Below are 16,700 nucleotides of genomic sequence, written 5' to 3'. Positions count from 1 at the left end.
GACCCTTGGGCCCACTGGCCCCGCCGCGCCCGTGGGGGTGCCGCCTACACTGTCCCCATGGCGAAGTGGACCCCCAAGCACGAGGCACCCGACCCCCTTGAGGGGCCCGTCGTCGCCACCGTCGTCGGCGGCACGATCCTCTGGTTCGCCCTCTTCCTCGTGCAGCTCCCCTTCTACAGCTGGTTCGACGACCGCGGCTGGACGTGGTGGGTGTGGACCTGCCTGGCCGGCGCCGGACTCGGACTGATCGGCATTTGGTACGTGCGCGGGCGCGCAGCGGCGATCAAGCGCGCGGAAGCGGCGCAGGCGGCCGCGAAGGCTGCGCAGGCGGCCGAGACGGCCGAGACGGAACGCGAAACCCCCTGAAGTAACGGGCTCCGTACGACCCAGGGCCATCCCCGCCGCCCCGCCGTCATCCTCCGGTCCGGTCTTCCGGCACTCGACGGGTCAATCAGCACATCCGGCCGTACCGTCGAAACCATGACGCAGCGGGCAGAGATCGACACGGACGGGGCCGTCGCGGGGCCGAGGCCCACCGGACTCACTGCCGCCGAGGTCGCCGAGCGGGTCGCGCGGGGCGAGGTCAACGACGTACCGCTGCGCAGTTCGCGCTCCGCCGCCGAGATCATCCGGTCCAACGTCTTCACCCGCTTCAACGCGATCATCGGCGTGCTGTGGGTGATCATGCTCTTCGTCGCGCCGATCCAGGACAGCCTCTTCGGCTTCGTCATCGTCGCCAACACCGCGATCGGCATCATCCAGGAGCTGCGCGCCAAGAAGACCCTGGACAGCCTCGCCGTCATCGGCGAGGCCAGACCGCAGGTGCGCCGCGACGGGGTCTCCGCCGAGGTGTCGACCTCGGAGATCGTGCTCGGCGACCTGGTGGAACTCGGGCCCGGCGACAAGGTCGTCGTGGACGGCGAGGTCGTCGAGACGGACAGCCTGGAGGTCGACGAGTCGCTCCTCACGGGTGAGGCCGACCCGGTGCTCAAGCAGCCCGGCGAGCAGGTGATGTCCGGCAGCTTCGTCGTTGCGGGCGGCGGCGCGTTCACCGCCACCAAGGTCGGCCGCGAGGCGTACGCCACCCAGCTCGCCGAGGAGGCGTCCCGCTTCACGCTCGTCCACTCGGAGCTGCGCAGCGGTATCAACCAGATCCTCAAGTTCGTGACATGGCTGATGATTCCGACCTCGATCGGCCTCATCATCAGCCAGCTGGTCGTCAAGGAGAACGAGCTCAGGAACTCGATCGCGCGCACGGTCGGCGGCATCGTCCCGATGATCCCCGAGGGCCTGGTACTGCTCACCTCGGTGGCCTTCGCGGTCGGTGTGATCAGGCTCGGCCGCAAGCAGTGCCTCGTGCAGGAGCTGCCCGCGATCGAGGGCCTCGCGCGGGTCGACGTGGTCTGCCTGGACAAGACGGGCACGCTCACCGAGGGCGGCATGGACGTCACCGAGGTGCGGACCCTGAACGGCTCGGGCGCGGGATCGGACGCCGGCTCGGGCGCGGGATCACGCTCCGGACCCGGCTCGGACTCCGGACCCGGCTCGGACTCCGGCTCCGGTTCGGACTCGGGCTCCGGCCCCGGCCCCGGCCCCGGCCCCGAGGAGGCGTACGTACACAGCGTGCTCGGCGCCCTCGGCGAGTCCGACCCGCGGCCGAACGCCAGCCTTCTGGCGATCAAGAACGCCTACCCGGACACCGACTCCTGGCGCTGTACGCAGTCGCTCCCCTTCTCGTCCGCGCGCAAGTACAGCGGGGCCAGCTTCAGCGAGGGCGACGGCAGCAGCAGCTCGTGGCTGCTCGGCGCACCCGATGTGCTGCTGCCGAAGGGCGACCCGTACCTCGACGAGATCGACCTGCTCAACCAGCAGGGCCTGCGCGTCCTGCTGCTGACCCGCGTCACCGGCGAGCCGGAAGGCCTCGACGACCCACGGGTCGCGGACGGCTCGCGCGCGACCGCCCTGGTCGTACTGGAGCAGCGGCTGCGCCCCGATGCCGCCGACACTCTCCAGTACTTCGCCGACCAGGATGTCTCCACGAAGGTCATCTCCGGGGACAACGCGGTGTCCGTCGGCGCGGTGGCGGCCAAGCTCGACATGCCGGGCGCCGCGAACACCGTCGACGCCCGCACGCTGCCCGCCGAGCGGGCGGACATGGCCCGGGCGCTGGACGAGAACGCGGTCTTCGGCCGGGTCACCCCGCGGCAGAAGCGCGAGATGGTGGCGGCGCTCCAGTCGAAGGGCCACACGGTCGCGATGACCGGTGACGGCGTCAACGACGTACTCGCGCTCAAGGACGCCGACATCGGGGTCGCGATGGGGTCCGGGTCGGAGGCGACGCGGGCGGTCGCGCAGATCGTGCTGCTCAACAACAGCTTCGCGACGCTGCCGTCGGTGGTGGCCGAGGGACGCCGGGTCATCGGCAACATCACGCGGGTCGCGACCCTCTTCCTGACGAAGACGGTCTACTCGGTGCTGCTGGCGATCCTGGTGGTCTGCTCGCAGGTCGAGTACCCGTTCCTGCCACGGCACTTGACTCTGCTGTCGACGCTGACGATCGGCGTCCCGGCGTTCTTCCTGGCGCTGGCGCCCAACAAGGAGCGGGCCCAGCCGAACTTCGTCCGCAGGGTGATGCGGTACTCGATCCCCGGCGGCATCATCGCCGCGTCCGCGACCTTCTGTACGTACCTGCTCGCCCGCACCCACTACTCGGGCCCGGACGCCCTGTCCGCCGAGACGAGCGTGGCGACGCTGACGCTTTTCCTGGTGTCGATCTGGGTACTGGCGATCATCGCCCGCCCGTACACCTGGTGGCGGGTCGGCCTGGTGGCCACGATGAGTCTCTGCTTCGTGATCGTGCTCGTGGTGCCGTGGCTCCAGGACTTCTTCGCACTGAGGCTGGTCGGTACGACGATGCCGTGGACGGCGGTGGGCGTCTCGGCGGTGGCGGCGGCCGCCCTGGAGCTGGTGTGGCGCTGGGTCGGCCGCCGCTTTCCCGCGTAGCGGGGGTTACTGCCCGGGTGTGCTCGGGTGGTGCTTAGCGCACGTCGAGGTAGTCGCCGGCGGCCGTGACCGGGGCGGTCGTCGACGAACCCGCGTAGGTCCAGCGCCAGTAGCCGTCCGAGGCGGCGGTGACGGTGGTCTTCAGGTTGCCGGTGCTGTTCGTGTTCACCGTCTTGACGGTGCTGTACGTGGTGGTGCCGGCCTTGCGGAACTGGAGCTTCGCCGGCTGGGCGGTGTAGCCCTTGTACGTGAAGCTGTCCCAGTTGGCGCGGGTCAGCTTGCCCGTGATCGTGATGGTCTTGCCCTTGACGACCGGCTCCGGGGAGGCGTTGGCCGTGAGCTTCGAAGCGCGCTGCAGCTTGAAGGAACCGGCCTTCTCCTTCCAGATGTAGTCCTCGTCGTTCGCGTCCACCCAGGCGTCGACGTACCAGGTACCGGCCTGGTCGTTCGAGCCGGCCAGGTCGACACGGGGGTCGACCGTGAACTTGCCGGTGCAGGTGCTGCCCGAGCAGGTGGTGGAGGTGGGCTCCAGCATGCCGTAGCCGGGGCCGAAGAGGGTGAGGTCCGCTTCCTTGATACCGGAGTTGTCCGACGCGGTGACCGCGACGGTGAACGTCTTGGCGTCGGTGGTGCCGACCACGACGTTCTTGCCGCCGTTGACGACCACTCTCGTGATCGTGATGTCACCCTCGTGACCGTCTGCCTGGGCGGCCGGGACGGCGAGGGCGGACAGGGCCAGGGCGCCCGAAACGGCGGCCACAGTGGCACGTACGCGCATGTATTTATTTCCCCACAGTTGTGCGATCCCGCCGCGTTTCCCCCCGGCGGGATCTCGAAGTGTCGAACGAAGTGTAGGGATTCGGCGGAGAGTTCGTAAACAATTAATCAGTCGAACCAGCGGTCCCGTGCCAGTTCTTCCGTCCGCGACGGGTCTTCGATCAACGCGGCCACCTCGAAACGACGCGGCCACTGCCCCGCCGACCAGGCAAGACCCGCCGCCACTCCCTCCAGCGTCGCCGCGTGGACGACTCCGTCGGAGGTACGGCGCCAGTCCAGCTCGACTCCACCCGCGCGGAGTTCCTCGTGTTCGATATACGTCGCCGGGGTGCCCGCACCGAGCAGCACCCGTACAGCTTCCGGAACCTCTCGCTCCACGCCCTCCGACGTCACCTCGGCCTCCGCCGACTCACTGAGGCGGCGCACCTGGAGGAGTTCGGCCAGGTCGGCGGCGCGGGAGGGGGCCACCGGCAGCAGCGGCAGCGCGGAGGTGAGCGGCAGCAGGTCGGGGGCGTCCGCGACCACCGCGTCCGCCGCGTCGACCACCCGCACCTCGCCGTCCACGACCGCGCGCAGCTCGTCAGGGAGCGTGACCTGCTCGGGGTCGAGGTCCGCCAGGGCGCCGTACAGGGCGTGGAGTTGGCGTCCGGTGACCGTACGGTCCGGGTCCGCGAGGCGGCCGAGGAGCTCGGCCGCGCCGCCGGGCTCGTCCAGCAGCGCCGGCACGGAGGTCCGTACGCCAAGTGCCCTCAGCACCTGCTCGTCGTCGAAGCCGGTGGCGTTCGCGGAGGTGTAGAGGCCGTCCAGGAGCGGGTCGCCCCCGGCGGACCGCAGACCGGCGGGACGGCGGCCGTCGAGCACGGGGTGGTCGCGCAGCCACCACGCGGTGTACGGGCGTACGGACTCCGTCGTCCCGTCCGGCAGCAGTACGCGCACGGGCTGGGTCAGCGCGTCCCGCAGCGGCGGCTGGGCGAGCAGCGCGAGGGCCTGCGGCCACTTGTCGTCGTCGACCAGGTCCAGGTCCCGTACGGCGACGATCTCGGTGGCGACCGGCGGCACGGAGGTCTCGGGCAGCTGGTCGAGGATGTCCTCGCACCACACGTCCACGGCGTCGAGCAGAGCGGCGTCGTCGGGCTCGGCGAAGTCGCCGTCTCGCGGCTCGAATTCGTCCGGGTCCAGGACGATGTCGGTGGTGCGTACGAGCGCGAACGTGGCCAGGACGCCACAGGCGGTGAGCGGCTGCTCGCCCCAGCGGGCGGCCAGTTCGGTGTCGCACAGGGCCAGCTCGCCCTCGCGCATGATCTGGGCGAACGGGCTGTCGGGGAGGACGAGTTCACCGGCGGGCGCGAGTTCGCCGTCCTCGTCGGTCAGCGCGAGCGCGCCGAGCCACGGCTCGTCGCCGGGCGACAGGTCCGCGTCCCGTACGAGCGCCAGGACGGTTTCCGCCAGCTCCTCGGCGTCGGGAGCGTCCTCGTCCCAGATCTGGCCGCCCTCGTCCATGGAGGCGGCGACGGCGGCCCGCACCTGGGGGGTGGTCAGGACCGCGCGGGGCGTGGCGGGGAGCGCGCCGAGCTTTTCGAGGAGGGGGTGGGTCGCGTCGGGGTGGGCGACCTTGAGGCCGAGGCGGGCGAGCTGCTCGGGGGCGGCGGCGTCCGCGTCGTTGGACAGGGGCAGCAGGACCTGCCGGGGGCCGATGACCGTGCGGCCACTTGCGAGCGGCACCGGCAGCCCGGAGAGGCGGTCCGGGTCGACGCCGGCCAGCGACTCGTACAGCCGCCGCCACCAGGACGGGTCGCGCTCGGCGCCCGCGAGGCGCTCGATGGCATCGCCGAGCGGCAGGCGGCCGACGCCGAGGGTGCGCAGCTCGGCGCGGCGTTCGAGACCTGCCGGCAGGAGGGTCGGCAGTACTTCGGCCATCACGCGGACGGTGTCGGCGCCCGCGCCCTCGACGACCTCCGCCTCGAACGGCCGAAGCGCGGTGAGTTCCTCGGACGGCACGGCCGGCGCGAGGAACGCGACGCGGGGCAGCCGCTCGATGACGGCGGCGCGCAGGGCGCCGTCCAGCTCGCCCTTGCCGAGCGGGCCGGGGACGAGGTCGACGGTCCCGGTGGACACCGGCTCCCAGTCGCCGAGCAGTTCGGCGTACGCGTCGGCGGCGCGCTGCACGAGGAAGTCGGTCAGCGGGCCCGGCGCGGGGTGGCGGCGGGTGGTGTCCAGCGGCAACGACGCGATGAGGAGGGCCGGTACGCCGAGGGGTTCGTCGGTCGGGGTCGGGGCGTGCACGACAGGCGCGGTGCCGGGCCGCTGCGGCGCGCCCTCGCTGTCCACCGGGACGGCCCAGGTGATGGCCCAGTGGGGGCGCAGGCGCTCTTCGACGGGCCGGTCGGCGAGGAGGGCGGGCCGGAGGGCGCCCGAGCGGGTGACGGTGCGCCAGCGGGTGGTGCGGGTGGCTTGTGGGGCCTGGGCGGCCTGGGTGGCCTGCGTGGTGCGGCGTGCGGTGTCGTCGATGTGTACGTACGCGTCCTGCACGGAGCGCGTCATCGTCCGGGTGGTGCCGTCCGGGGTTTCGACGACGATCTCGGCGAGGCCGGGCAGGGTCAGCAGCAGCGCGTCGTCGATGGCTTCGAGGAGGTGCTGGGCGAGGTCCACGGCGCCGCCGTCGCGCAGCGGCAGGACCACGACGGTGTCGTAGCCGCCGGGGGCGGAACCTTCGGCGGGGAGCGGGAGGCGCAGCAGGGGCACGTGGCCGTCGCGGCGCCGCAGCTCTTCGCCGAGCCCGGGTGCGGTGCCGGCGGCCTGTACGGGGGTGGAGGCGGCCTGTACGGCCAGTTCCCTGGCCTCGGCCAGGGACCAGCGGACGCCGCCGTGCCGGCCGAGGACGGCGGGCTCGTCGCTGACGGCGAGCACCGCTGCGAACCCGACTCCGAAGCGGCCGACCGCACCGTCCGTGTCCTCGCGCTTGGCGGACGCCCGCAGCGTGCTGAGCGATTCGACGCCGGCGGCGTCGAGGGGGGCGCCGGTGTTGGCGGCGGCGAGGATCGCCGGGGCGTCCGCGGTGGCGGCGTGCAGGGTGAGGCGGAGCCGGCCGGTCACGCCGGCTCGGGCGGCGGCGTCGGCGGCGTTCTGGGCCAGCTCGACGACGAGGCGGTCGCGGTAGCCACCGAGGGCGAGATCCTCCTCGGCGTTGGCGTCCTCACGGAAGCGGGCGGGGCTCGCGCTCCACGCGTCGAGCACCCCGCGTCGCAGCCGCGCCGTCCCGAAGGGGTCGGCCTCGTCGGTGGCCCTGACGCTCACGCTTGTCTCCGCTCGTCTTTTGGTACGGATGCTGATCGCTCGCTCGCTACTGACGCCTACCCGCGTCTACGGGGCGCAAGTATCCCGCGCGGACGGCCGCGCGACCGCCACGCGCCGGCCGGGTCGCGGGGTGGGGTACGCGGACGCTGCCTGTTGCAAGCCCGGGTGCAGCGGGGGAGCCGCTCGTGGGTGCGCTGCCGGTGCGGGCCCGGGGGTGCCGTGGGGGAGCCGCTGCGCGGGGCTTTCCCCGACCCGCCCCTTCCCGAACTGGGGGCAAGCCCCCAGACCCCCGGACGCCCTACGGGCGTGTCCTCAAACGCCGGACGGGCTGGATTTTGCCGCGCGCGGCCGGCCGCGGCGTTTGAGGACCGGGGTCTGGGGCAGCGCCCCAGTTGCGGGAAGGGGCGGGTCGGGGAAAAGGCTCCGCGCAGCGGGATTCCCTGGTGGGGTCAGGAGTGGCCCAAGTCCTCCGTCGGGTCCGGCGTGGCCGGGACCGAGCCGCCCTCCGGGTCCGGGCGCAGCGGAAACGCGTCCGAAGCCATCGAGTCCAGCACCGGCGGCGCAGGCCGCAACGGCTTCGGCATGACCGCCGCCTCCGAGTGGCCCCCACAGCCGTAAGCGAGCGAAACGACCCGCCCGTCCGCCGGCGAGTACTCGTTCGCGCAGACACCGAACGCCTGCCGCAGCGACCCCGCCAGCGGCACGAGGAAAGCGCACGAGACACACGTCGCCGGCGCCGCCTGCGCCATCGGGGTCTTCGCGCCGTACGCCTCGTCCCAGCGGTCCGCCGCGATGTGCAGCCCGTACCGCGACAGGACGCGCGCCCGGCGCATCCCGAGCTCCTCGGCGACCGCCGCGATCGAACCCCGCGAAGGAACCAGTGGCAACGTCGCCGGCGCCCCGCCCGCGACCTCCGCGTCCTCCGCCTCGACGAGCTCCGCCATCTCCTCCGAGACCGCCGAGTCCGGCGGCGGCACGTCCTCGCCCGTGTAGCCCGGCTCCAGGCGCAGATCCTCCGCCTCGGTGGGGAGCAGGTCGCCGGGACCCATGTCCCCGGGCCGCAGCCGCTCGCTCCACGGCACCCACTCCGGCGCCAGCAACGAGTCCGGCCCCGGCAGGAGGACCGTCTCGTCGAGGGTGATCAGCTTGGCCCGCGAGGCGCGGGTGACCGTCACCGCCCAGCGCCAGCCCCGGTATCCGGATTCCTTGCATTCGAAGAGGTGGGTGACCACCCGGTCGCCCTCGGCGAAGAGGGAGACATGCTCGCCGACCACCCCGGGAAAGGCGGCCTCCTCGGCCGCCGACCGGGCAAGGTCTACCGCCTCGGCGCACAGGCGGTCAGGGGTTCGGCTTCGCGTCGTCGCAGCACTCACAGGTCTCGCTTCTCTCCTACGCCGTCTCACGGGTGCGCCAACGGATGCCCGTACGAGGTACGAGATACGAGGTGCGAGCTGCGGGCGGAGCGGACCAAAGGGCCGCGTCGACGTCCGCGCCCGACCTGGTCTCGGTCTCGGGCGCACTTTCCAACACCCATTCTGCGGGATGATGGAGAGGCGCGCGGCCGAGGACAACCGCCGGTGGCGCGCTACGCACGCTACCCCCTCTGCCGCCCCCGGCCCACCTGCACGCCCGTCTTTGCGTCGGGAAGGCCCGAGAGATCCGGTGCGGAGATCGGCAAGGCGTCCCAAATGCCCGGAGTGGTGGTTCACCTGCGCCGTCCGCCACGTTTCCCGTTCGACCCGGAGAGCTTGGGGCACTATGACGGGGTGGCTGCCGCAAAGTCGTCCGACGAATCCGGTCCACTGAGTCCACTGCGCAGGACGGGCCGGGCGGTCGGCCGTGCCCTGCACCTGCCCTTCACCGGTACGGCGAAGGGAATCCGCCGCGCCACGCACGCGCACGGCGCGGGCGAGTCGGGCCTGGGCAAGCTGATCGAGCTGCACGCCGTGAACGGCGCGGGCGACGTCATGATCACAGTCGCCCTCGCCTCCACCGTCTTCTTCTCCGTCCCCACGGACGAGGCACGGGGCCGTGTGGCCCTTTACCTCGCCATCACGATGGCTCCCTTCACCCTCCTCGCCCCGGTGATCGGCCCCCTCCTGGACCGGATCCCGCACGGCCGCCGAGCCGCGATGGCCGGTGCGATGCTGGCCCGCGCGCTGCTCGCGCTCACGCTGTCGGGCGCGGTCGCGACGGGCGGCCTGGAGCTCTATCCGGCGGCACTTGGCGTACTGGTGTCCTCGAAGGCGTACGGCGTCGTACGGAGCGCCGTCGTCCCGCGCCTCCTCCCGCCCCGCTTCTCCCTCGTGAAGGCGAACTCACGGGTGACCCTCGCCGGGCTGCTCGCGACGGGCGCCGCCGCGCCCATAGGGGTGGGGCTCCAGCAAATCGGTCCCGCCTGGCCGCTGTACGGCGCGTTCGTCCTGTTCGTCGCCGGTACGGTCCTGGCCTTCACGATGCCGCACAAGGTGGACTCCGCGAAGGGCGAGCGGAAGGCCATGCTCCTGGAGCACGGGCACGCGCCGCGCCGGCCCGGCCTGCGGACCGTCGGCCCCTCCGTACTGCACGGCCTCCAGGCCAACGCGGCGCATCGCGCCCTCTCCGGCTTCCTGATCTTCTTTCTGGCGTTCCTGATCCGCGAGCACCCGCTGTCCGGGCAGAGCGCGGCCGTGTCACTGGCGGTCGTCGGCGTCTCGGCCGGGGTGGGCAACGCCTGCGGGACGGCCATCGGGGCCCTGCTCAAGTCCCGCGGCCCCGAGGTGATCATCGCGACGGTGCTGACACTGACGCTCGGCGTGGCCATCGGTGCGGCGGTGTTCTTCGGCGGACTGATGGTGGCGGTGCTCGGCGCGACGGCCGGCCTCTGCCAGGCGCTGGCCAAGCTCTCACTCGACGCGATGATCCAGCGGGACGTACCGGAGGAGGTACGTACGTCGGCCTTCGCCCGGTCGGAGACGCTGCTCCAGATGGCCTGGGTGGTGGGCGGCGCCATCGGGATCGCCCTGCCGCTGAACGGCTCCCTCGGCATGTCGGTCGCGGCCGGCCTCCTCGCGACCGGCGCGGCCCTGTCCGTACGGGGCCTCCTGAGTGCGGCCCGGCGCGGCTCGCCGCACCCCCGCGTGGCATGAGGCGGGACGGGCGATAACCTTCGCCCCATGACCGTTGCGCTCCCCTCTGGTAAGGCCCGCCGCACCGCCACCGTGATCGGTGCCGTGTCGGCCGGACTCCTCGTCCTGTCCGCCTGCGACAAGCCGACGCCGCTCGCGACCGTGACGGTCGGCACGGACTCGGTGCACACCGAGGCCTCGTGCTACAACGACGGCGCCGCGATCAAGGAATCCCTGCTCCAGGACTGCCTGAACAAGAAGGCCGAGAAGACCGTCAAGGTCGCCATGGACGACAAGGTCCGCTTCGGCGTCGACCCCGAGATCGCCGACAAGGGCTGGACGCTCTTCATCAACGGCCAGCAGGCCGAGCAGGAGCCGTTCAAGAAGACGTACCGGACCATCCCGGGCAGCGCCTTCTTCGCCCAGCAGCAACAGCAGCAGCCGGGTACGCCGAGCCCCGACGAGGCGCAGGTCAGCGTCGTCGAGACCAAGGGCAAGAAGCTCACCGGCATCTGGCACTTCAAGCTGGAGAAGACCTCCTGACGATGCGTGTACTGGTCGTGACCGCGGTCCCCGCAGAGCGGGACGCGGTCACGCGTGCGTTGGGGCCCGATGCGGACGACGTCGATGTCGTCGCCGCCGGCGTCGGCCCCGCCGCTGCCGCCGCCAGGACCGCCACCGCACTGGCGCTGGCGCCCGCGACTCGCCCGTACGGGCTGGTGATCTCCGCCGGTATCGGCGGCGGCTTCGGCCAGGTGGCGCCGCTCGCCTCCCTCGTCGTCGCCGACGCGATCGTCGCCGCCGATCTGGGCGCCGAGACCCCCGACGGCTACCTCCCGGTGACCGCCCTCGGCTTCGGCGCCGTGGAGCACCTGCCGCCCGCCGCGCTCGTACGGGCCGTGGCCGACGCGACCGGCGCGGTCACCGGCACCGTGCTGACCGTCTCCACCGTGACCGGCACCGCCGCCCGCGCCACTGAACTGCTCACCCGGCACGCGTACGCCGCCGCCGAGGCGATGGAGGGCTTCGGCGTCGCCGAGGCCGCCGCGCAGCACGGCGTGCCCGTGCTGGAGATCCGTGCGGTGTCGAACACCGTGGGACCCCGCGACCGGGCGGCCTGGCGCATCGGGGAGGCGCTGGAGGCGCTCACCGGGGCGTTCGGGAAGCTCGTGCCCGTACTCGAAGGCTGGGATGCAGACGATGACCACTGACGCGCCGCTGAAGATCGCCTACTCGCCCTGCCCGAACGACACCTTCGTCTTCGACGCGTGGGCGCACGGCCGCGTGCCGGGAGCGCCCGCGCTCGACGTGACGTTCGCGGACATCGACATCACCAACGGGATGGCCGAGCGCGGGGAGTTCGACGTACTGAAGGTGTCGTACGCCGTGCTGCCCTGGGTCCTGGAGGAGTACGCGCTGCTGCCGTGCGGCGGGGCGCTCGGGCGGGGCTGCGGGCCGCTGGTGCTGACGCGCGAGGCGGGCGTCGACCTGACCGGCAAGCGGGTCGCCGTGCCGAGCGAGCGTTCGACGGCGTATCTGCTGTTCCGGCTGTGGGCGGCGGATGTCGTGCCGGGCGGGGTCGGCGAGATCGTCGTCATGCCGTTCCACGAGATCATGCCGGCGGTGCGCGACGGCAAGGTCGACGCGGGGCTCGTCATCCACGAGGCGCGCTTCACGTACCAGGACTACGGGCTGCACTCCCTCGCCGACATGGGCGAGCACTGGGAGAACACGACCGGCCTGCCGATCCCGCTGGGCGCGATCATCGCGAAGCGCTCGCTGGGCGCGGAGCGGCTGCGGCAGCTGGCGGACGCGGCGCGGGAGTCGGTGCGGATGGCCTGGGACGACCCGCTGGTGTCGCGGCCGTACGTACTCGAGCACGCCCAGGAGATGGACCCGGCGGTGGCGGACCAGCACATCGGGCTGTACGTGAACGAGTTCACGGCGGATCTGGGCGAGAGCGGCTACGCGGCCGTGCGGGGGCTTCTCACGCGCGCGGCCGCCGAGGGCCTGGTCCCGCCGCTGCCGCACGACGCGCTGGCGTTCGAGTAAGGGACCCCGGTCCTCGAACGCCGTACGGGCTGGATGCTGCCGCGGCAACTCTTCAGCCCGCCCGGCGCTTGAGGACAAAAACGGGGACGGGGGCTGCCCCGCGTTACACGTCCAGCTGGTCGGCCACCGCGCGCAGAAGACCGGCGATCTTCGCGCCCGCCGCCTTGTCCGGGTAGCGGCCGCGCTCCAGCGCCGGGGTGATGTTCTCCAGAAGTGTCGTCAGGTCCTGGACGATCGACGCCAGTTCGTCGGGCTTGCGGCGCTGCGCGGCAGCGACGGACGGGGTCGGGTCGAGGATCGTCACCGAAAGCGCCTGGTCGCCGCGCTGACCCGCCACGACGCCGAACTCGACGCGCTGGCCGGGCTTCAGGGCGTCGACTCCGGCAGGGAGCACCGACGAGTGAACGAAGACGTCGCCGCCGTCGTCGCGGGAGAGAAAGCCGAAGCCCTTCTCACTGTTGAACCACTTGACCTTGCCGGTAGGCACGTCTGTCCTCGTCCTCGTACTTGTCGTTGAAAACAGCTCTGGATAGCACTACAGCGGGTCGTAGGACCCGCCATCCCCCAAGGCTAATGGTCCAGGGGCTGGTGACAAGACGTCGCCGGGCGGTTCCTCCGGGCAGGGAACTACCCTGGCCAGGTGATGACTGAAACCCAATCGGCCGAGGCCGGCGCAGGTGACCGGCTGGTACGTGCCGGCGCGATCGTCTTCTTCGTCGGCGCACTGGCCACTCTGGTCACTGTGGCCCCGCTCTTCCTCGGCACTGAGCCCTTCCCGCCGATCGCCTACGCCGTCTGCATGCTGATGGGCGCCGGCTTCGTGATCGCCGCCGCCGGGGTGCTCAGGTCGATCGCCGCGCAGCGCCGTCAGGCACGTTCTGCGCAATAGGAAGTCAGCCAGGCCGGGAAGGCCGTGAGGTCGTCCAGGACCACGTCCGCACCGGCTTCCCGCAGCTCAACCGCATCGCACGGCCCCGTCGGCACGGCCACCGACAACGCGTCCGCCGCCCGCGCGCCGCGTACGTCACCCACGTGGTCGCCGACGTACACCGAGGCGCCGTACTCGCGCAGCGCCTCCGCCTTGGCCTCCGCCCACAGCCAGCCGATGACCGCGTCCGGCTCGATGCCGAGGTGCGCGAGGTGGAGCTTGGCGTTCGGCTCGTGCTTGGCCGTGACGACGATCGCGCGGCCGCCCGCCGCCCGTACCGCGGCCACTGCCTCGCGGGCTCCGGGCATCGCGGGAGTTGGCGTGATCGCGTACGTCGGATAGATCTCGCGGTAGCGGTCGCCCATCTCCTGGATGCGCTCCTCGGGGAACCAGAACGCCAGTTCCCGCTCCAGCGGCGGCCCCAGCCGGGTGATCGCCAGATCCGCGTCGATGTACGCACCGGTCTCCGCCGACAGCGCCTCGTAGGCGGCCCTGATGCCGGGCCGGGAGTCGATGAGCGTCATGTCGAGGTCGAAGCCGACGGTCAGCAGGGGCTTCTCGGAGTGCGTAGGCATAACGGCCATTGTGCCTGCGTGGGCCTCTGCGCCCACCCGTACACTTAGCCAAGCCTTACCAACCTCCGGACCGGAATGGGTCAGATGCGAGCCGCCATCAGCCACCCGCGACGCGCGCTGGTGACCCGCCGGATCTGCTGGACCGCCGCGGCCGTGGCGGCCCTGCTGCTGTCCGTACTGCTGAGCCTCGCCGTCGGGGCGCGGTACATCGCGCCGTCCGAGGTCGTGCACGTACTGCTGCACGGCGGCCACAGTGACGCGGCCGAGGTCGTACGGACGATGCGCGTGCCGCGCACCCTCATCGGCCTGATGGTCGGCGCCGCACTCGCGCTCGCCGGAACCGTCCTCCAGGGCATCACCCGCAACCCGATCGCCGACCCCGGAATCCTGGGCATCAGCCAGGGCGCATCCGTGGGCGTGGTCCTCGCCATCGCCTTCGCCGGGATCCACTCACTCTCCGGTTACGTCTGGTTCGCCTTCGCCGGCGCGGCGCTCGCCTCCGTCGCCGTCTACGCCATCGCGGCGAGCGGACGCGGCGGCGCGACGCCGGTGAAGCTCGCGCTGGGCGGCGCCGCGATCAACGCACTTCTCGCCTCCGTCACGATGGCGGTCCTGACGACCCAAGCAGCCGCGCTCGACGAGTTCCGCTTCTGGCAGGTCGGGTCCGTGGCCGGGCGGGACGCGGAGGTCGTCGGCCAGATCTGGCCGTTCCTCCTGCTGGGAGTCGTTCTCGTACTCGCGGTGGCGCGCGGGCTGGACGCGCTCGCGCTCGGCGAGGACGTCGCCAAGGGTCTCGGCCAGAACGTCGCGACCGTACGGATCGTCGGCGGCATCGGGGCCACGGTCCTGACCGGGGCGGGCGTCGCGGCCGCCGGCCCGATCGCCTTCGTCGGGCTCGCGGTCCCGCACATCGCCCGCGCGATCGTGGGCAGCGACCACCGGTGGGTGCTGCCGATGGCGGCACTGATCGGCCCCGTGATGCTCCTGGTGTCCGACGTCGTCGGGCGGGTCGTCTTCCCTCCCGGCGAGGTCCCGGCGGGCGTGATGACCGCGCTGATCGGCGTGCCGTTCCTGGTCGCCCTGGTACGACGAAAGGCGGTGCCGGCATGACGAGCGGCGCGGTTGCGGGCGTCCGGCCCGCGGGATACACGCTCGTCCGGGCCGGGCGGGGGCGCTTCCTGCTGCACCGGCGCGCCGCCGCCGTAGCCGGGGCGCTCGCGCTGACGCTGGCCGCTACGTGCGTCGCGTACCTCTCCACAGGCGAGAGCAACGTCCCCCCCGCCGAAGTACTGAAGGTCCTCTTCGGCCGGCCGTCGGCGAACGAACTCGTCGTAGGAACACTGCGACTGCCCCGCATGACCGTCGGCCTGCTCGTCGGGGCAGCATTCGGCACAGCAGGGGCGCTCATCCAGACAGTCGCGCGCAATCCGCTCGCCAGCCCCGACATCATCGGCATCAGCCAGGGCGCGAGCGCGCTCACCGTCGGGGCGATGACCTTCGGCGTCACCTCCTACGCCGTACTCCCGTACCTCTCCATCGCCGGCGGCGTCCTGGCCGCCGCCCTCGTCTACGCCTTCGCCTGGCGCGGCGGGCTGCACGCCACCCGCTTCGTGCTCATCGGCATCGGCTTCGCGATCGCCCTGCGCTCCATCACCCACCTCTTCCTGACCAAGGGCGACTACCTCGTCGCCCAGCAGGCGCAAATCTGGATGACCGGCTCCCTCAACGGCCGAGGCTGGGACGAGGCGGCTCCACTCACCTGGGCCCTCCTCGCGCTTCTCCCCGCGATCCTCTGGGCCGCCCGCGCCCAACGCACCGTATCGATGGACGACGACACCGCGACCGCCCTCGGCGTACGACTGGGCCGGGTACGGCTGGGCCTGGTCCTCACCGGCGTCGTGCTCGCGTCCCTGGCCACCGCGACCGCCGGCCCCGTCGACTTCGTGGCGCTCCTGGCACCCCAGATCGCCCGCCGCATGACCCGAACCGCGCAGATCCCGCTCCTCTGCTCGGCGCTCATGGGCGCGCTGATCGTCGTACTGGCGGACCTGCTGGCCCGGCGCCTCCTCTCACCCACCGAACTACCGGTCGGCGTGCTGACGGCGGCGGTCGGCGCCCCGTACCTGATCTGGCTGATCATCAAAGGCCGCACTGGAGGCAAGGCGTGAGCAGGCTCACCGCGCGCGAGCTGACGCTCGCCTACGAGGACCGCACGGTCGTGCACGAACTCGACCTGGCGGTACCCGACGGCAAGGTGACCGTCATCGTCGGCCCGAACGCCTGCGGCAAATCCACCACGCTCCGAGCCCTGGGCCGACTACTGAAGCCCAAGACCGGAGCGGTACTCCTCGACGGCGCCGAACTGGCGAAGACCCCCACCAAGAAGATCGCCCAGGCAATCGGGCTGCTGCCGCAGGCCCCGGTCGCGCCCGAGGCCATCACCGTCGCCGACCTGGTGGCGCGCGGCCGCCAGCCGCACCAGCGCTGGTGGCAGCAGTGGTCGGACGAGGACGAGCGCGCGGTGACCGACGCGATGCACCGTACGGACATCACAGCCCTCGCCGAACGGCCGGTCGACGCGCTCTCCGGCGGCCAGCGCCAGCGCGTCTGGATCGCGATGGCACTGGCGCAGGAAACAGACGTGCTCCTCCTGGACGAGCCGACGACGTACCTGGACATCTCCCACCAGGTCGAGGTTCTCGACCTGATCCGCCGGCTCAACCACGACCAGGGCCGCACCGTCGTCGCCGTCCTCCACGACCTCAACCAGGCGGCCAGGTACGCCGACCACCTGGTCGCGATGAAGGAAGGCCGCATCGTCGCCGAGGGCCACCCCAACGACATCGTCACCACAGACCTGGTACGCGAGGTCTTCGGCCTGTCAGCGGTCGTGATCCCGGACCCGGTAACCGCCTCACCACTGGTAATCCCGGGCCTGCCATGGAGCCCGGCGCAGGCCCGGCA

The 16,700-nt window shown here is 72.0% G+C and carries 14 protein-coding genes and 1 pseudogene; 10 read left to right on the top strand and 5 right to left on the bottom strand.

The window, feature by feature from the left end:
* The first annotated feature begins 57 nt into the window (after positions 1–57).
* Both AC1P0E_RS19135 and AC1P0E_RS19130 read left to right on the top strand, forming a co-directional pair.
* A complete protein-coding gene (locus tag AC1P0E_RS19135; protein WP_482743370.1) occupies positions 58–366 on the top strand; it encodes a DUF2530 domain-containing protein in 309 nt (102 codons plus the stop codon).
* 114 nt (positions 367–480) lie between these two features.
* Positions 481–3,003 carry an HAD-IC family P-type ATPase gene (locus tag AC1P0E_RS19130; protein ID WP_482743369.1) on the top strand — a complete coding sequence of 841 codons (2,523 nt, stop codon included), beginning with the start codon at positions 481–483 and terminating at the stop codon, positions 3,001–3,003.
* A gap of 34 nt (positions 3,004–3,037) precedes the next feature.
* On the opposite strand, the gene AC1P0E_RS19125 is transcribed toward AC1P0E_RS19130, so the two are convergent.
* From AC1P0E_RS19125 to AC1P0E_RS19115, 3 genes are all read right to left on the bottom strand, one after another.
* A complete protein-coding gene (locus AC1P0E_RS19125; protein ID WP_482743368.1) occupies positions 3,038–3,781 on the bottom strand; it encodes a calcium-binding protein in 744 nt (247 codons plus the stop codon).
* A gap of 107 nt (positions 3,782–3,888) precedes the next feature.
* Positions 3,889–7,074 carry a sacsin N-terminal ATP-binding-like domain-containing protein gene (locus tag AC1P0E_RS19120; RefSeq protein ID WP_482743367.1) on the bottom strand — a complete coding sequence of 1,062 codons (3,186 nt, stop codon included), beginning with the start codon at positions 7,072–7,074 and terminating at the stop codon, positions 3,889–3,891.
* A gap of 449 nt (positions 7,075–7,523) precedes the next feature.
* Positions 7,524–8,447 carry a DUF3027 domain-containing protein gene (locus AC1P0E_RS19115; RefSeq protein WP_482743366.1) on the bottom strand — a complete coding sequence of 308 codons (924 nt, stop codon included), beginning with the start codon at positions 8,445–8,447 and terminating at the stop codon, positions 7,524–7,526.
* A 393-nt stretch (positions 8,448–8,840) separates the two neighbouring features.
* Between AC1P0E_RS19115 and AC1P0E_RS19110 the strand changes: the two genes are divergently transcribed.
* The 4 genes from AC1P0E_RS19110 to AC1P0E_RS19095 are packed head-to-tail and all read left to right on the top strand — an operon-like array spanning position 8,841 to position 12,233.
* Positions 8,841–10,202, top strand: coding sequence for an MFS transporter (locus AC1P0E_RS19110; protein ID WP_482743365.1), 1,362 nt, complete (start codon positions 8,841–8,843; stop codon positions 10,200–10,202).
* Between the two features lie 27 nt (positions 10,203–10,229).
* Positions 10,230–10,724, top strand: a complete 495-nt coding sequence (locus tag AC1P0E_RS19105; protein ID WP_482743364.1) for a DUF2771 domain-containing protein — start codon at positions 10,230–10,232, stop codon at positions 10,722–10,724.
* A 2-nt stretch (positions 10,725–10,726) separates the two neighbouring features.
* Positions 10,727–11,392, top strand: coding sequence for a futalosine hydrolase (locus AC1P0E_RS19100; RefSeq protein ID WP_482743363.1), 666 nt, complete (start codon positions 10,727–10,729; stop codon positions 11,390–11,392).
* On the top strand, positions 11,382–12,233 hold the full coding sequence (locus AC1P0E_RS19095) for a 1,4-dihydroxy-6-naphtoate synthase (protein ID WP_482743362.1): 852 nt from the start codon (positions 11,382–11,384) through the stop codon (positions 12,231–12,233). The genes AC1P0E_RS19100 and AC1P0E_RS19095 overlap by 11 nt, the downstream gene beginning before the upstream one ends.
* Positions 12,234–12,336: 103 nt before the next feature.
* On the opposite strand, the gene AC1P0E_RS19090 is transcribed toward AC1P0E_RS19095, so the two are convergent.
* Positions 12,337–12,720, bottom strand: a complete 384-nt coding sequence (locus AC1P0E_RS19090; RefSeq protein ID WP_028811088.1) for a cold-shock protein — start codon at positions 12,718–12,720, stop codon at positions 12,337–12,339.
* Between the two features lie 156 nt (positions 12,721–12,876).
* Between AC1P0E_RS19090 and AC1P0E_RS19085 the strand changes: the two genes are divergently transcribed.
* Positions 12,877–13,122, top strand: coding sequence for a hypothetical protein (locus AC1P0E_RS19085; RefSeq protein ID WP_482743361.1), 246 nt, complete (start codon positions 12,877–12,879; stop codon positions 13,120–13,122).
* Here AC1P0E_RS19085 and AC1P0E_RS19080 read toward each other — a convergent pair.
* Positions 13,101–13,745, bottom strand: coding sequence for an HAD family hydrolase (locus AC1P0E_RS19080; protein ID WP_482743360.1), 645 nt, complete (start codon positions 13,743–13,745; stop codon positions 13,101–13,103). The two genes, AC1P0E_RS19085 and AC1P0E_RS19080, sit on opposite strands and share 22 nt — an antisense overlap.
* A gap of 66 nt (positions 13,746–13,811) precedes the next feature.
* Between AC1P0E_RS19080 and AC1P0E_RS19075 the strand changes: the two genes are divergently transcribed.
* The 3 genes and pseudogenes from AC1P0E_RS19075 to AC1P0E_RS19065 form a co-directional block, all read left to right on the top strand.
* On the top strand, positions 13,812–14,846 hold the full coding sequence (locus tag AC1P0E_RS19075) for a FecCD family ABC transporter permease (RefSeq protein WP_482743359.1): 1,035 nt from the start codon (positions 13,812–13,814) through the stop codon (positions 14,844–14,846).
* Entirely contained in the window at positions 14,843–15,904 is a 1,062-nt protein-coding gene (locus AC1P0E_RS19070; protein ID WP_482743358.1) for a FecCD family ABC transporter permease, read from the top strand. The genes AC1P0E_RS19075 and AC1P0E_RS19070 overlap by 4 nt, the downstream gene beginning before the upstream one ends.
* Positions 15,901–16,692: pseudogene (locus tag AC1P0E_RS19065) on the top strand (ABC transporter ATP-binding protein); the annotation flags it as partial. The gene AC1P0E_RS19070 and the pseudogene AC1P0E_RS19065, both read left to right, overlap by 4 nt.
* Positions 16,693–16,700 lie beyond the last annotated feature (8 nt).

This window comes from Streptomyces sp. TRD_SC_5, assembly GCF_056836825.1.
This window is presented reverse-complemented; position numbering and strand designations above follow the sequence as displayed.

Excerpts from the sequence above, each read along its gene's own strand:
- AC1P0E_RS19125 (WP_482743368.1), bottom strand. The coding sequence starts at position 3,781 with ATGCGCGTACGTGCCACTGTGGCCGCCGTTTCGGGCGCCCTGGCCCTG.
- AC1P0E_RS19100 (WP_482743363.1), top strand. The coding sequence starts at position 10,727 with ATGCGTGTACTGGTCGTGACCGCGGTCCCCGCAGAGCGGGACGCGGTC.
- AC1P0E_RS19085 (WP_482743361.1), top strand. The coding sequence starts at position 12,877 with ATGACTGAAACCCAATCGGCCGAGGCCGGCGCAGGTGACCGGCTGGTA.
- AC1P0E_RS19130 (WP_482743369.1), top strand. The coding sequence starts at position 481 with ATGACGCAGCGGGCAGAGATCGACACGGACGGGGCCGTCGCGGGGCCG.
- AC1P0E_RS19075 (WP_482743359.1), top strand. The coding sequence starts at position 13,812 with ATGGGTCAGATGCGAGCCGCCATCAGCCACCCGCGACGCGCGCTGGTG.
- AC1P0E_RS19070 (WP_482743358.1), top strand. The coding sequence starts at position 14,843 with ATGACGAGCGGCGCGGTTGCGGGCGTCCGGCCCGCGGGATACACGCTC.
- AC1P0E_RS19080 (WP_482743360.1), bottom strand. The coding sequence starts at position 13,745 with ATGGCCGTTATGCCTACGCACTCCGAGAAGCCCCTGCTGACCGTCGGC.
- AC1P0E_RS19135 (WP_482743370.1), top strand. The coding sequence starts at position 58 with ATGGCGAAGTGGACCCCCAAGCACGAGGCACCCGACCCCCTTGAGGGG.
- AC1P0E_RS19105 (WP_482743364.1), top strand. The coding sequence starts at position 10,230 with ATGACCGTTGCGCTCCCCTCTGGTAAGGCCCGCCGCACCGCCACCGTG.
- AC1P0E_RS19095 (WP_482743362.1), top strand. The coding sequence starts at position 11,382 with ATGACCACTGACGCGCCGCTGAAGATCGCCTACTCGCCCTGCCCGAAC.